At 55.4% G+C, this 14,633-nt stretch carries 11 protein-coding genes; 8 read left to right on the top strand and 3 right to left on the bottom strand.

Features of this window, described 5'->3' with window-relative positions:
* Positions 1 to 231 precede the first annotated feature (231 nt).
* Entirely contained in the window at positions 232 to 1,776 is a 1,545-nt protein-coding gene (locus tag ABDW13_RS09505) for a methyl-accepting chemotaxis protein (protein WP_343552314.1), read from the top strand.
* On the opposite strand, the gene ABDW13_RS09500 is transcribed toward ABDW13_RS09505, so the two are convergent.
* Complete coding sequence (locus ABDW13_RS09500) at positions 1,773 to 2,723, bottom strand: AraC family transcriptional regulator (RefSeq protein WP_343552313.1); 951 nt, start codon at positions 2,721 to 2,723, stop codon at positions 1,773 to 1,775. The genes ABDW13_RS09505 and ABDW13_RS09500 overlap by 4 nt on opposite strands.
* A 103-nt stretch (positions 2,724 to 2,826) precedes the next feature.
* Between ABDW13_RS09500 and ABDW13_RS09495 the strand changes: the two genes are divergently transcribed.
* From ABDW13_RS09495 to ABDW13_RS09480, 4 genes are all read left to right on the top strand, one after another.
* On the top strand, positions 2,827 to 4,014 hold the full coding sequence (locus ABDW13_RS09495; protein ID WP_343552312.1) for an MFS transporter: 1,188 nt from the start codon (positions 2,827 to 2,829) through the stop codon (positions 4,012 to 4,014).
* 271 nt (positions 4,015 to 4,285) lie between these two features.
* Complete coding sequence (locus ABDW13_RS09490; RefSeq protein WP_343552311.1) at positions 4,286 to 4,495, top strand: DUF1471 domain-containing protein; 210 nt, start codon at positions 4,286 to 4,288, stop codon at positions 4,493 to 4,495.
* A 213-nt stretch (positions 4,496 to 4,708) separates the two neighbouring features.
* Positions 4,709 to 5,761: a YncE family protein gene (locus tag ABDW13_RS09485; RefSeq protein ID WP_343552310.1), complete on the top strand. Its 1,053-nt coding sequence runs from the start codon at positions 4,709 to 4,711 to the stop codon at positions 5,759 to 5,761.
* A gap of 122 nt (positions 5,762 to 5,883) precedes the next feature.
* Positions 5,884 to 7,524 (top strand): dihydroxyacetone kinase subunit DhaK, encoded by a 1,641-nt coding sequence (locus ABDW13_RS09480; protein WP_343552309.1) that lies wholly within the window; start codon positions 5,884 to 5,886, stop codon positions 7,522 to 7,524.
* A gap of 100 nt (positions 7,525 to 7,624) precedes the next feature.
* Here ABDW13_RS09480 and sbmA read toward each other — a convergent pair whose 3' ends face one another.
* Positions 7,625 to 8,860, bottom strand: coding sequence for a peptide antibiotic transporter SbmA (gene sbmA, locus ABDW13_RS09475; protein ID WP_343552308.1), 1,236 nt, complete (start codon positions 8,858 to 8,860; stop codon positions 7,625 to 7,627).
* Positions 8,861 to 9,156: 296 nt separating this feature from the next.
* Between sbmA and ABDW13_RS09470 the strand changes: the two genes are divergently transcribed.
* From ABDW13_RS09470 to ABDW13_RS09460, 3 genes are read left to right on the top strand one after another with little or no spacing between them, the layout of a single operon-like run.
* A complete protein-coding gene (locus ABDW13_RS09470; protein ID WP_343552307.1) occupies positions 9,157 to 9,891 on the top strand; it encodes a gluconate 2-dehydrogenase subunit 3 family protein in 735 nt (244 codons plus the stop codon).
* 2 nt (positions 9,892 to 9,893) lie between these two features.
* Positions 9,894 to 11,678, top strand: a complete 1,785-nt coding sequence (locus ABDW13_RS09465; RefSeq protein ID WP_343552306.1) for a GMC family oxidoreductase — start codon at positions 9,894 to 9,896, stop codon at positions 11,676 to 11,678.
* 11 nt (positions 11,679 to 11,689) lie between these two features.
* Positions 11,690 to 13,000 carry a cytochrome c gene (locus ABDW13_RS09460; protein WP_343552305.1) on the top strand — a complete coding sequence of 437 codons (1,311 nt, stop codon included), beginning with the start codon at positions 11,690 to 11,692 and terminating at the stop codon, positions 12,998 to 13,000.
* A 137-nt stretch (positions 13,001 to 13,137) separates the two neighbouring features.
* Here the strand turns inward: ABDW13_RS09460 and ABDW13_RS09455 are convergent, their stop codons facing one another.
* Positions 13,138 to 14,547, bottom strand: coding sequence for an MFS transporter (locus ABDW13_RS09455; RefSeq protein WP_343552304.1), 1,410 nt, complete (start codon positions 14,545 to 14,547; stop codon positions 13,138 to 13,140).
* Between the last annotated feature and the right edge of the window lie 86 nt (positions 14,548 to 14,633).

Here is a 14,633-nt window from a genome sequence, read left to right as displayed (position 1 = left end):
TAACTGAGCCTGAAACACGTCACGTTTTCCATTATTACTCGCCGCTAAACCTCGATTCTATCTACCCTAAATAAAAATTTATCGTTCAAACGCCGGCGATAAAGTGCGAGGCATTTCCCAAACCTGATGCAATCAGGAGAAAAACGCTAAAGCCACACGCCTGATATGCCGAAAAGATAAAAAAGCATAATTGATTTTTTCCTTTAGCCTGCGTATTGCAAGGACACACACATGCGTAACAACCAGCCCGTCACTCAGCGCGAATTCATTTTTGATGATAACGCCACGCTGATGTCGACCACCGATCTCAACAGCTATATCACTTATGCCAATGATGCTTTTATTGAGGTCAGCGGTTTTAGCCCGGAAGAGGTTAATGGACAGCCGCACAACATGGTGCGCCACCCGGATATGCCGCCAGAAGCGTTCGCGGATATGTGGTCGACGTTGAAACAGGGCGAGCCGTGGACGGCGCTGGTGAAAAACCGTCGTAAGAATGGCGATCACTATTGGGTGCGCGCCAACGCCATTCCGGTGGTGCGCGACGGCAAGGTGCAGGGTTTTATGTCGGTGCGCACTAAGCCCTCGGCGCAGGAGATTAAGCAGACGGAAACGCTGTACCGTGATTTTCGTGAAGGTCGCGCCAAAGGCCGCCGTTTCCATAAAGGCTTAATTATTGGCACTGGCTGGCGTCGCCTCGGTTCGATTCTGAAAACCTTGCCGCTGCGCTGGCGTATCCGATCCACTTTGCTCACGCTGCTGCCGCTTTCGGTGATTGGCGTGTGGCTGCTGGGTCTCGCACCGCTGGCGATCGGCTGCTTTGCGGGCGGCATGGCGGGCTTGTTATTGCTGGCGAGTTTATGGCTGGAGCAGCAGATTTCGCGTCCGATGGAGCGTATGTGTAAGCAGGCTCTGAGTGTGGCGACCGGCGCCAGCCACAGCGTCGAGCAGATCGATCGTGTCGATGAAATTGGCGTCACGCTGCGCGCCATCGGCCAATTGGGCTTGATGTTCCGCTGGCTGGTGGATGATGTCAGCGGTCAGGCAATCAACGTGCTCAACGCCAGCGATGCCATCTCACGCAGCAACGATGAATTGAGCCGTCGCACTGAACAAGCCGCTGCCAACGTGCAGCAAACCGCCGCCACCATGAATGAAATGACCGCCACGGTGAAAAGCAACACCGACAGCGCCAAAGAGGTGAATGGTCTATCAGAGAACACCAGCCACGCGGCAATCAAAGGCGGTGAAGTGATGCAAGAAATGGTTGGGATGATGGCGGAAATCGCCGACAGTTCGAAGCGCATCGCTAACATCACCAGCGTGATTGATGGCATTGCTTTCCAGACCAACATTCTGGCGCTGAATGCGGCGGTGGAAGCGGCGCGCGCCGGCGAGCAGGGCAAAGGCTTTGCCGTGGTGGCGGGTGAAGTGCGCAGCCTGGCGCAGCGCAGCGCCACAGCCGCCAGCGAAATCAAAATGTTGGTGGAAACCAGCGCCAGCCGCGTGCAATCCGGCAGCGATCACGCCGATGCGGCCGGTCATACCATGCAGGAAATTGTTGGGCAGGTGCAGAATGTGACGGCGTTGATTGCGCAAATCAGCGGCGCGACGGCGGAACAAGCTATCGCGTTGACCCAGGTTAGCACCGCGGTGGAAGATCTCGACGATATTACCCACCAAAACGCCGCGCGCGTGGCGGAAAGCGCTGAAGCTTCTGAACGTATGAAGCATCAAGCCAATCGCCTGGTGGAAGCGATCAGCGTATTCCGTTAACGCTCAGCGCGTTCGGCGCGTAATGCGCCAGGCGGCGTGCCGACTATGCGTTTAAAGGCGCGACTAAATGCCGCCAGCGAACCGTAACCGAGGTGGAAGGCCACGCTTTCCACCGCTTCGCCTTCATGCACAATGCGTTCTACCGCCAATCGCATGCGCAGTTCGGTGAGATACCGCAGCGGCGTCATGCCGGTAGCGCTCTGGAAACGTGCAGCAAACACCGAACGTGAACTGCCCGATTCGCGCGCCAAACGTTCCACCGTCCAGTTTTCGCCCGGTTCACGGTGCATCGCCGCCATCGCCAGGCTCAAGCGGGGATCGCGCAGCGCCTGTACCAAGCCGCTGCCTTTGCCGCAGCCGTTTTCTACCCAGCCACGCACGATCTGCGCCGCCACCACATCCGCCAGTCGCGACAAAATTCCGGCGAAACCGGCTTTGCGCTGGCGTGTTTCACGCTCCATCGCATCCAGAATCGGTTGGATTTCGGGATATTGCGCCAGTAGCGTGCTGACCAGCATCACATCCGGCATGGTATGTACCAACGGCTGCATGCCACCGAGTTCAAACGCCATGCAGGCGCTAAACAGAATTACGTCGCTGTCATCGGCGCACACTTCTGCGCTGTCGTCGATGGCACACACGCTGTCGCAGATGGGTCGGCTATTAAACGTTGAAATCGGCACGCAGGTGGCTGCTTCGTCAGAGATCAACGCGTGCGGTTTGCCGTGCGGAATCAAGATAGCGTCACCAGCTTGCAGCGGATAAATCACGCCGGAAGCGGAGCGGATCAGCAATGAACCGCGACCCACAAAATGCAGCTGCGCCTTGCCCGGCGCGTCGTCATATTGCAGACCAAACGGCGCGTGCAGCGCGATACGCTGATATTTCACGCCATACAGGCGCATGCCCATCAGCAATTCACTGGTCAGATCTTCATAACGGCTCATACGAATCCAGACGAATAATCAAAAAACAAAGTTTCTGCATCATAGATCGTCTTGCATTGTCTCACTATGCTTAACGCTAAATATTTTGTGATGGGGATCACAGATGAGCCTGGATACTGAAGTTACCGAAACACCAATAGAAGTGGATAAACCGGCGTGGGGCGCAGTGTTCGCCATGGCATTTGGCGTGTTTGGTTTGATCACCGCAGAATTTCTGCCAGTGAGCTTGCTGACACCGATTGCCGATTCGCTCAGCATTAGCGAAGGGCAAGCCGGGCAAACCGTCACGGTGACTGCATTGGTGGCGCTGCTCACCAGTTTAGTGATTGGTAATGTGACGCGCCAACTTGATCGCCGCGTGGTAATGCTGGGCTTTACCTTGCTGCTGATCGCCTCAGCACTGCTGGTGGCCTTCGCGGAAAACCTGCCGATGATTCTGCTGGCGCGCGTGCTGCTTGGCGTGGCGATTGGCGGCTTCTGGACGCTCTCAACGGCGATTACCATGCGTTTGGTGCCGAGCGATCAGGTGCCGCGTGCGCTCTCCATCGTCTTTAGCGGCATTTCGCTGGCAACCATTATTGCTGCGCCGCTGGGTAGTTATCTGGGCGGCATTATCGGTTGGCGTAACATCTTTATGCTGACGGCTGCGCTCGGCGTGTTGGCGCTGTTGTGGCAGTTCTTCACCTTGCCCGCCATGCCGCCGGTTAACAAGGCGCGCAGCGGTGGCGTATTGGATTTGCTGCGTAAAAGCGTGATGCGCTGGGGCATGCTGGCGGTGATCATGATGTTTACCGGCCACTTCGCCTTCTTTACTTATCTGCGTCCGTTCCTGGAAGGCAGCGCACAACTTAACGTTAATCAGCTGTCGTTGGTGCTGCTGGCGTTTGGTGTGGCGAACTTCTTCGGTACCTCGCTGGCCGGGTATCTGGTGACGCGCAGCGTGTCGCTGACCTTGACCGCGATGGCGCTGGTGATGAGCGTGACGGCGTTGCTGCTGGTGAGTTTTGGCGACGTGTCGTGGTTAGTCGCGGCGGGCGTAGCGCTTTGGGGCCTGGCGTTTGGCTCGATGCCAACCGGTTGGTCAACGTGGATTTCGCGTGCGGTGCCGGATGATGCGGAATCCGGCGGTGGTTTGCTGGTTGCTACGATTCAGTTGGCGATCACTGCTGGCGCGGCGGCGGGCGGCTGGATGTTCGATCTGCAAGGTGCCGGCGGCGTGTTCCTCGCCAGCGGTGTGCTAATGCTGTTGGCCGCTATCACCATTTTCACCCGCGTTCGTCATCACGGTTAATCCGACTGCAATCCATAAGGTCGCCATTCCTGGCGACCTTGTTCAATCCCGCACTGCTTCACCTATCACAGCCATAAATCCTGCCTTTTAATCAAAACCTGGTTTTTTAACCGTTTGCGTCAAATCTAACCTTAATGTGCTTTTGATGTTCAAAATAATCGAACGACTACGGCAAATCTCTCCGCTTTTTACTGATCGATAATCGGCCTACTATGTATCTCAACAAGGCGATGACGCCTTAATCAATCAAACGACCATTAAGGAATTGACCATGAAATCTATCAAAACTTTTGCTGCTGTTGTTGCTCTTACCGTTCTGCCATTCGCTAGCTTTGCGCAAAGCATCACTGCAACTGCTTCAACCATCGATGGTGCAGAAGCGCAAATCGCTGCTCAAGCGCATGAAGCTGGTGCTTCCTATAAAGTGACCGAAGCCAACTTCAACAACGGCGTGCACATGACTGCCGAACTGACCAAATAAGTTGCATTAACGTTCTGTGCTGACAGGGTGCCTTCGGGCGCCCTGGCGGCGTTTCTGCACCGATAAAATTCTGTCACTTTCCTTCCGAAATGATTACTATTCTCAAAAAGTAACATCCTTCGTCAGCTCGCCTCGGGCTGTCTTTTTAACATTGGTTGTAATGTCGAGCTTTCATTCCACTGCCAAAGGCGGTGTTTTTGCTATGGAGAAGTTATGAAGGCGAATAAAAAATCATGGGCGTTGCGTCCGTTGCTGTTAGCCACGGCGCTGTTTGCTACCTCTGCGACTATCGCGGCTGAAACGCCGCCGTTGAATCAAGTGATTTCCAAAGGTGCTTACGAACTGGCGTTCAGCAACAGCGATAACGCGCTGTTCCTCGCCACCGCACAAAGCAGCAGCGATAAAAAAGGCGGCACCGTTTATCGTCTCGATCCGCAGGATTTAGCGATCAAGCAAACCATCAATACCGATTTGCCGACCTTCGGCGCGGCAATTAATCAACAAACCAACATCTTGTACCTCGGCAATACGCGTGATGCGTCGCTGACGGCGGTCGATGCTAGCAGCGGCAAAGTGATTAACACGCTGTTGTTGGATGGGCGTCAGCGCAGTGAAACCGTGCGTCCATTGCAGCCGCGCCAGGTGGCGGTCGATCAGGCTACCAATCGCGTTTACATCACCGGGCTGGGTGAGCAGAGCGTGGTGTGGGTGGTGGATGGCAAAACCCTGAAGCTTGTCAGCACCGTACCGAACACCGGCAAAATGGGCACCGGTTTAGCCATCGATTCAGCGGCGCAAAAACTGTATGTCACCAACGCCGACGGTGAGCTGGTGACCATCAATACGCGTCTGAATGCTGTTGAAAAACGCCAGGAAATTGATGGCGATAAAGATCACTTCTTCCTAAATATCTCGCTGGATACCAAAGGAAAACGCGCTTTCCTCAGCGATTCCAAACAATCGCAGGTGTTGGTGCTGGATCTGCGTACTCAGCATGTGATCCAAAAGATCGATGTGCCGGAATCATTGGCGGTGCTGTTCAATGCCGATCGCGATGAGTTGTACGTCACACATCGCAAAGCCGGTGAAATCAGCATCATCGACGCCAGCAACTATCAAGTGAAGCGCACGGTGAAAGCGCCGGGTTTACCAAACAGCCTCGCGGTATCGGCAGATGGCAAAACACTATTTGTCAGCATCAAGCAGCCGGGCACACGCAAAGAGCCGCCGAAGAATCCGGATAGCGTGCTGCGCATCGAACTCTGATCGGTAGTTTTCTGAAACTGGAGGGCGGCTTGTGCCGCCCTTTGCATTTCCGCACTCCGCAGCGCTTTTATCGCGCTATATAAGCTACCTTGTAGGACGACAACACCATTGGAGGGAAGGCAATGAGCCAGTTTTTTATGCATGAGAAAAACGATCTGGTCAACGAAGCCATCGAAGGGGTGCTGCTCAGCACGCCGTGGCACAACCTGAGCCGCCTTGATCTCGGCGACGAGATTCGCGTAGTGGTGCGTTCCGATTGGGATAAAAGCAAAGTGGCGCTGATCTCCGGCGGCGGATCGGGCCATGAACCGGCGCACGCCGGATTTGTCGGCAAAGGCATGTTAACCGCAGCGGTGTGCGGCGACATCTTCGCCTCGCCGAGTGTTGATGCGGTGCTGAACGCCATCGTCAATGTCACCGGCGATGCTGGCTGCTTGTTGATTGTGAAGAACTACACCGGCGACCGTCTTAACTTTGGTTTGGCCGCCGAGAAAGCCAAGAATCTTGGCTACAACGTTGAATTGGTGATGGTGCAGGACGATATCGCCTTGCCAGAAAATCCGCAGCCGCGCGGCATCGCAGGAACCGTGCTGGTGCACAAAATTGCCGGTTTTGCCGCTGAACAAGGGCAATCGCTGGACGAAGTGAAAGCGCTGGCACAGCGCGCCATTGATGCGACGTCGTCGATTGGTCTGGCCTTTGCCACTTGCCATATTCCTGGCGAAAAGCGCGACGAACGCGTCGAAGCGGGACACAGTGAATTGGGCATGGGCATTCACGGTGAGCCGGGCGTGGTGACGCTGGATACGCAAAACAGCCGCCAAATCACCAACATCATGACCGATAAACTGGCGCAGGCGCTACCGGATGGTAAACAGGCGCTGTTGTTGATCAACAACCTCGGCGGCTTTTCACAGCTTGAATTAGCGGTGCTGACGCGTGAAGTGCTGCAATCACCGCTGGCGGCGCGCATCACTCATTTGATTGGCCCTGCGACCTTAGTCAGTGCGCTGGATATGAAAGGTTTCTCGCTGTCGCTACTGGCGCTGGAAGAACCGTTCCTGGAAGCGCTGAACGCGCCGGTTCAGGTGCTGGGTTGGGTGCCGGTGTATGACTTTGCGCCGATCAGCCTGAAACCTGCCGAGAAAATCGGTAGCGTGCTGGATTTCGATGCCTCCGAGAATGCGGAAGTGGCAAAGATTGTTGAGCGTGTGACGCAAACGCTGATCGATCTGGAAAGCGAGCTGAATGCGCTGGATGCTAAAGTCGGCGATGGCGACACCGGATCAACCTTTGCCGCCGGGGCGAAGAAGATTCAGCGTGGCTTGCAGGATAAGCAATTGCCGTTGAATGAGTTGCCGACCTTGCTGGCGCTGATTGGTGAGCAGTTGGCGACGGTGATGGGCGGATCAAGCGGCGTGTTGATGTCGATTCTGTTCACCAGCGCTGGGCAGCAGCTGGAAGAGGGCAGCGCGTTACCGCAAGCGTTGATGCACGGTCTGGAGCGCATGAAGCATTACGGTGGCGCGCAGCCGGGGCATCGTACTTTAGTCGATGCGTTGCAACCGGCGCTGGAAGCGTTGGTGGCGGGTGAATCACTGGCTGCGGCAGCGCAGGCGGCAAAACAGGGCGCGGATGCCACTGCGCAGATGCAAAGTGCCAAAGCGGGGCGTTCGGCCTATCTAAACCAGCAAAGTTTGGATGGGGTGAAAGATCCTGGCGCTTATGCCATTGAACAGGTGTTTAAGGTGTTGGCGGGCTGAGATCGTGCGATTTGCCCCTCACCTCGGCCGTCGCCATATGCTCGATCGGTCCCCTCTCCTGCTTGCGGGAGAGGGTTAGAGTGAGGGACATAAACGCGCCTTACTCAGATGCTTCGCGCATCATCTCGTCGTGCGGGATATCCTGCAAAATCTGCTCGAAACTGCGCAGACGTTTGTAGATCGACATCAGCTCAATCAACGTTGACCACGAGGTGATGAGATACTGGAATGAAGAACGTACCTGATCGAATACATTCAATATCTGATTCATTACACCTAATGTTAACGTGCCCGCGACAATCGCCGGAAACAGCATCAAGTAGCCGAACACATTATCCACCTGTAAATAGAGAAAACGCGTTACGTTGAAGTAGAGATAGTGGAAATACAGGCGGAAATAGTTATAGCGTACGCGGCTGAACAACTCCTGTACCGTTGGTGGCGAAGCGCGTGACGCGTCATCTTCGCCATAGACCAACTCTTTACGATAGGCCGCTTCAACACGCTGATTACGAAATGCCAGCCCCGGCAATTTGATACCGACAATTGCCAGCAGTGCGGTGCCAAACACTGACCACAGAATGGCCGCAATCACCAGACCGTATGGAATAGCCCCGAGGATTGGAATGTCTTTCACATGGTGTGATAAGGCTAATAGCACGGGTAAAAATGCCACTAACGTCATAATCGCCTTAATAAAACTGACTCCCCAGCCTTCAAGCGTATCGGAGAAGCGCATGGTGTCTTCCTGCACACGTTGGGCTGCCCCTTCTACATGACGCAAGCGCTGCCAGTTGTGCATGTAGTAATTGTTCATCGCGGTACGCCAGCGGAAAACCCAGTGACTGATGAAAAAAGTGTTCGCCACCAGAATGGTCACGGCGATCAGGGCTATGCCAAGAAAATCAAAGGTTTCACTATAAAACTCAGAAATCTGTACCGAGCCCGCTTTGGTGAGCGCTTTCTGGATTAAATCGTAGAAAGGTTCATACCAGGCATTGACCGCCACGTTTACTTGCACGTTAAACCATGTGACGAAGATGATCAGCGCGGTGCCCCATACTGACCAGCGCTGCCACGGATGGTTATCTATTACCCGCCAAGCGAGGGCGAAAAGCGCGACAGCAGCCCAGTAATAGGCATAGAACCACAGTTGGCTGGCATGGATAAAGCGGCTGGCATTGGTCGGTAACGGCTGTTGCATCGCCGCCTGCAAGGCAGGCCAGCGTGCTGGGAAGTCACTAAAAAAGCCAAACCAGGCAAAAATTGCAATCAAACTCCAGATCGCCGCCGAGCTGAAAAACAGCGATGGCCGCGGAAAAAAGGACTTAAACATAGGCACTCCGCTGTTGTGTGTACTCTTTTATACCGTCTCAGACCGTTATCTGTCTGTTGTGGGATGTATCTGACGATGACAGCATCGCCGCTGCAATGTAAAGCGGCAGCTACAATTGTTAAGTAATTAGTGCGAATTTGTTTCTAAGAACTAATTAAACCCCAGCAATGGTGTTACAATATTTGCACTGTTACCGGTAACAGCGCTGCTGTATCCCTTAAGCTATCACTAAAAAAACAATACAACGCAACTACTTAACTTTCATGCCGCATTATATGTGGTACTGAGGCAATGTCATGTCAGAACAAAAAAATGGCCATACTCGCAGGGATTTTCTGCTGAGAACCATCACCCTGGCGCCGGCAATGGCGGTAGGCAGTACGGCGATGGGCGCACTGGTGGTGCCGATGGCCGCCGGGGCAGCAGAATCAACCGCTTCACCCCAACAGGCGCGCAGCTATCAACCGAGCTGGTTCACCGCCGAAGAATTCGCCTTTATTACTGCGGCCGTGGCGCGCCTGATCCCCAATGATGATCGCGGTCCTGGCGCGCTGGAAGCCGGTGTGCCGGAATTTATCGATCGCCAAATGAACACGCCTTACGCCACCGGCAGTAACTGGTACATGCAAGGCCCGTTCAACCCGGATCTGCCAAAAGAGCTGGGTTATCAACTGCCTTTAGTGCCACAACAAATCTATCGCCTTGGCCTGGCCGATGCCGATGGCTGGAGCAAAAAGCAGCACGGCAAAGTGTTCGCGGAGCTCACCGGCGAACAGCAAGATGCCTTGCTGACCGCGTTTGAAAGCGGCAGCGCCGAGTTCCCGCAGCTGCCGGCCAAAACCTTCTTCTCCTTCCTGCTGCAAAACACCCGCGAGGGTTATTTCAGCGATCCGATCCACGGCGGCAATCAAGGCATGGTGGGCTGGAAGCTGATTGGCTTCCCAGGCGCACGCGCTGACTTTATGGATTGGGTGGAACGCGGCGAACGTTATCCGTTCCCGTCAGTGGATATTCGCGGGGAGAGGGCGTAAGCGTGGCAAATGAATTGAAAAAAGTGGACGCGGTGGTGGTCGGCTTCGGCTGGGCTGGCGCGATCATGGCAAAAGAGTTGACCGAAGCAGGCCTGACGGTGGTAGCGCTGGAGCGCGGTCCGCATCGTGATACTTATCCGGATGGATCTTATCCGCAGTCGATTGATGAATTGACTTATAACATCCGTAAAAAGCTGTTCCAGGATCTGTCGAAAAGCACCGTCACCATCCGTCACGATGCTTCGCAAACCGCGGTACCGTATCGTCAGCTGGCGGCGTTTTTGCCGGGAACCGGTACCGGCGGCGCCGGTTTGCACTGGTCGGGTGTGCACTTCCGTGTTGATCCGGTGGAACTGAACCTACGCAGCCATTATGAGCAGCGTTACGGCAAAAACTTCATCCCGGAAGGCATGACGATTCAGGATTTCGGCGTTAATTACAACGAGCTGGAACCGTTCTTCGATCAGGCCGAGAAAGTGTTCGGTACTTCGGGTAGCGCCTGGTCAATCAAAGGTAAGTTGCAGGGCAAAGAGAAAGGCGGCAACCCGTACGCGCCCGATCGCTCCAGCGACTTCCCGCTCCCGGCGCAGAAGCGCACCTACTCGGCGCAGCTGTTCGCGCAAGCCGCTGAATCGGTGGGCTATCATCCGTATGATATGCCGTCAGCGAATACTTCTGGCCCGTACACCAACACCTACGGCGCGCAGATGGGGCCGTGCAACTTCTGCGGCTATTGCAGCGGGTACGCCTGCTACATGTATTCCAAAGCCTCGCCGAACGTCAATATCCTGCCTGCGCTGCGTCAGGAGCCGAAGTTCGAGCTGCGCAACAACTCTTACGTGCTGCGCGTCAATCTGACCGACGACAAAAAGCGCGCCACTGGCGTGACCTATCTCGACGGCCAGGGCCGCGAAGTGGTGCAGCCAGCGGATCTGGTGATCCTGTCGGCGTTCCAGTTCCACAACGTGCACTTGATGCTGCTGTCCGGCATCGGCAAACCGTACAACCCGATTTCCAACGAAGGTGTGGTGGGCCGTAACTTTGCCTACCAGAACATCTCCACGTTGAAAGCGTTGTTCGACAAAAACACCACCACCAACCCGTTTATCGGTGCCGGTGGCGCAGGTGTGGCGGTGGATGATTTCAACGCCGACAACTTCGATCACGGTCCACACGGCTTTGTTGGCGGCTCGCCATTCTGGGTTAACCAGGCGGGTACTAAACCGATTTCTGGTTTGCCAACGCCAAAAGGCACGCCGAATTGGGGCAGCCAGTGGAAATCTGCGGTTGCGGATACCTACAACCATCACATCTCGATGGATGCGCACGGCGCGCACCAATCGTATCGTGCCAACTACCTCGATCTCGATCCGAACTACAAAGATGCCTACGGCCAGCCGCTGCTGCGTATGACCTTTGACTGGCAGGATAACGACATCAAGATGGCGCAATTTATGATTGGCAAAATGCGCAAGATCACCGAAGCGATGAACCCGAAAATGATCATCGGCGGTGCGAAAGGGCCGGGATCGCACTTCGATACCACCGTGTATCAAACCACGCACATGAGCGGCGGGGCGATCATGGGTGAAGATCCGAAAACCAGTGCGGTTAACCGTTACTTGCAGAGCTGGGATGTATCGAACGTGTTTGTGCCGGGCGCTTCTGCGTTCCCGCAGGGACTCGGCTACAACCCAACCGGCATGGTCGCGGCCTTGACCTATTGGTCGGCCAAAGCCATTCGCGAACAGTATCTGAAAAACCCTGGCCCGCTGGTACAAGCATAAGGAACACGGCGATGATCAAAAGCATTTTAGCCCTGTTTCTGGGCACCATGACGTTCGCCGCAATCGCGGACGATGCAGCTTCGGACGCGTTGGTGAAGCGCGGTGAATATCTGGCGCGCGCCGGTGACTGCGTAGCCTGCCACAGCATAGAAGGCGGCAAACCGTTTGCCGGTGGACTGCCGATGGCGACGCCGATTGGCACCATTTATTCCACCAACATCACGCCAGATAAAGCCAACGGCATTGGTGACTACAGCTATGACGATTTCCAGAAAGCGGTGCGTCACGGCGTAGCGAAAAATGGCGACACGCTGTATCCGGCGATGCCGTATCCGTCTTACGCCGTGGTCAGCGACGACGACATGAAGGCGCTGTACGCCTACTTCATGCACGGCGTGCAGCCGGTAGCGCAGGCCAATAAAGACAGCGACATTCCGTGGCCGCTGTCGATGCGTTGGCCGCTGGCAATTTGGCGCGGCATGTTTGCGCCAGACGTGAAAGCGTTCCAGCCTGCGGCGCAGGAAGATCCGCAGTTGGCGCGCGGTCGTTATCTGGTGGAAGGGCTGGGTCACTGTGGCGCTTGCCATACACCGCGTAGCATCACCATGCAGGAAAAAGCGCTGAATAATGACGAAGGGAATAACTATCTCTCCGGCAGCAGCGCACCGATTGATGGCTGGACTGCCAGCAATCTGCGTGGCGATAACCGCGATGGTTTAGGCCGCTGGAGTGAAGACGATCTCAAACAGTTCCTGCGCTTTGGCCGCAACGATCACACCGCAGTGTTTGGTGGCATGACCGACGTGGTGCAGCACAGCCTGCAATATCTGAGTGATGAAGATATCAGCGCCATCGCTAAATATCTGAAATCCCTCGGCGCGAAAGACACCAGCCAGGCGGTATTCACGCAGGATGATGCTGTCGCGAAAGCGTTGTGGAAAGGGGATGACAGCCAGCCAGGCGCGGGCGTGTATGTGGATAGCTGCGCCGCGTGTCACAAAACCGACGGCAGCGGTTATCAGCGCTTCTACCCGGCGCTGCGCGGCAATCCGGTGGTGATGGCTGACGATCCGACTTCGCTGATTCACATTGTGCTGGTTGGCGGTACTTTACCGGGCGTGCAAGGCGCTCCTTCGGCGATCACCATGCCGGCGTTCGGCTGGCGTCTCAATGACCAGCAAGTGGCGGATGTGGTGAACTTCATTCGCGGCAGCTGGGGCAATGGCGTGAAGTCTGGCGTGACGGCGAAAGATGTGGCGAAGTTGCGTAAGGAGTCACCTCACCAAGGTAACGCGGATATTAAGGTGTTGGAAGGGGAGTAATTTTTCCCTCGCCCTAACCCTCTCCCACAAGTGGGAGAGGGAACCGATCTAGCACGAATGTAGATTTGTTCTCCACCGAAACATCCCCTCTCCCGCTTGCGGGAGAGGGCTAGGGTGAGGGACAAACGACTCAGACCCTAAATATTTTCTAAATCCATCCCACGGGTTTTCGGCCCATAAATTCCCACTGACAGCATTACCATCAACATGCTCAGCACGATAAAGGCGATCACGCCCTGGCTGCCGGCATACTGCAAAATAATGCCAATCAAAATGCTGCTAAACACCGTCGACAGGCGGCTGAACGAATAGCAGAAACCCACGGCGCGGGCGCGAATGTGTGTCGGGAAAATCTCGGTTTGATAAGCGTGATAGCTAAAGGTCAGCCACGCGTTGCTGTAGGTGATCAAGAAACCGCAGATGATCATCAGCACCGGATTGGTCATAAAGGCGAACAGCGTGCCGAACACCACCGTCATCAGCGATGACAAGACGATCTGCCATTTGTTTTCGATCTTATCGGCGTAGCGGCTGCAAATCAGCGAACCGAGCGGGTACGCCAGCGTAATGAAAAACGCGTACAGCAGGCTGTGGGTAACGGTTGCGCCTTTGCCCGACAACAGCGCAGGCAGCCAGTTGCCGAAGCCAAAGAATCCGATCGCCTGGAAGAAATTCATCACCACCAACATCAGTGTGCGCTTGCGATACGCCGGTGCCCAAATTTCGCTGAACTTGCCTTTTTTCGGCAGTTGCGTGGCGGCATCATTATTGGAAAAGTCTTCGCCGGGCTCGATACCACAGCGTTTTTCCATCGCGCTCAATACCTGATGCGCTTCCTGATGACGGCCTTGTTGTGCCAGCCAGCGCGCCGATTCCGGCAAGTTTTTACGAATCAGCCAGATCACCAGCGAACACACCGCGCCGGCAATCACCACCCAGCGCCAGCCTTCCAGATTGAGAATGGTTTGCGGCACCAGCCACCATGACATCAACGCCACCGCCGGTACCGACAGAAATTGCACGAAGAATGAGAAGGCGAACGCGCGGCTGCGCAGGTGCGCGGGTACCCATTCCGAAAGATAGGTATCGATGGTTACCAACTCCACGCCAAGGCCAATGCCGACCAGGAAGCGGAACAGGATGATCATCTCGGCGCTCTGCTGGAACGCCATTAACAGCGAGAACACGCCGTACCACGCCAGCGCACACATAAAGGTCAGGCGGCGGCCAAAGCGGTCGGCGTACGGCGCGAGCAAGCTAGCTCCGACGAACAGGCCAAGGAAGGTGGCGGAGGCAAAAGCGGCTTGATCGGCGATGCCAAATACGCCTGCTGAACCGGTGTGGAACACGCCAGCGGCCACCAGTCCGGAACTGATGTAGCCGGTTTCAAACAGATCGTAGAGTTCAAAGAAACCGCCCAGCGCCAGTAGCGTGATGAAGCGCCACAAACCAGCGGAAGAGGGCAGCGCATCGATGCGCCCGGCTAAGGTGCGGCGATCCGCGCTGATGTGATCGTTCGCCATCCCTGTCGACGTGATTGTTGTCATTGTTGTTATACCTCGGTGTTTGCAGAACCCGCTGACGGCTGAGATTGGTTTTAAAAATAATTAACCGTTAGCAAGCGAAGGAATAG

Source organism: Pantoea sp. (assembly GCF_039594315.1).
Lineage (GTDB): Bacteria > Pseudomonadota > Gammaproteobacteria > Enterobacterales > Enterobacteriaceae > Pantoea.
This window is presented reverse-complemented; position numbering and strand designations above follow the sequence as displayed.

Excerpts from the sequence above, each read along its gene's own strand:
- ABDW13_RS09485 (WP_343552310.1), top strand. The coding sequence starts at position 4,709 with ATGAAGGCGAATAAAAAATCATGGGCGTTGCGTCCGTTGCTGTTAGCC.
- ABDW13_RS09490 (WP_343552311.1), top strand. The coding sequence starts at position 4,286 with ATGAAATCTATCAAAACTTTTGCTGCTGTTGTTGCTCTTACCGTTCTG.
- ABDW13_RS09455 (WP_343552304.1), bottom strand. The coding sequence starts at position 14,547 with ATGACAACAATCACGTCGACAGGGATGGCGAACGATCACATCAGCGCG.
- ABDW13_RS09505 (WP_343552314.1), top strand. The coding sequence starts at position 232 with ATGCGTAACAACCAGCCCGTCACTCAGCGCGAATTCATTTTTGATGAT.
- ABDW13_RS09480 (WP_343552309.1), top strand. The coding sequence starts at position 5,884 with ATGAGCCAGTTTTTTATGCATGAGAAAAACGATCTGGTCAACGAAGCC.
- ABDW13_RS09470 (WP_343552307.1), top strand. The coding sequence starts at position 9,157 with ATGTCAGAACAAAAAAATGGCCATACTCGCAGGGATTTTCTGCTGAGA.
- sbmA (WP_343552308.1), bottom strand. The coding sequence starts at position 8,860 with ATGTTTAAGTCCTTTTTTCCGCGGCCATCGCTGTTTTTCAGCTCGGCG.
- ABDW13_RS09500 (WP_343552313.1), bottom strand. The coding sequence starts at position 2,723 with ATGAGCCGTTATGAAGATCTGACCAGTGAATTGCTGATGGGCATGCGC.
- ABDW13_RS09460 (WP_343552305.1), top strand. The coding sequence starts at position 11,690 with ATGATCAAAAGCATTTTAGCCCTGTTTCTGGGCACCATGACGTTCGCC.
- ABDW13_RS09495 (WP_343552312.1), top strand. The coding sequence starts at position 2,827 with ATGAGCCTGGATACTGAAGTTACCGAAACACCAATAGAAGTGGATAAA.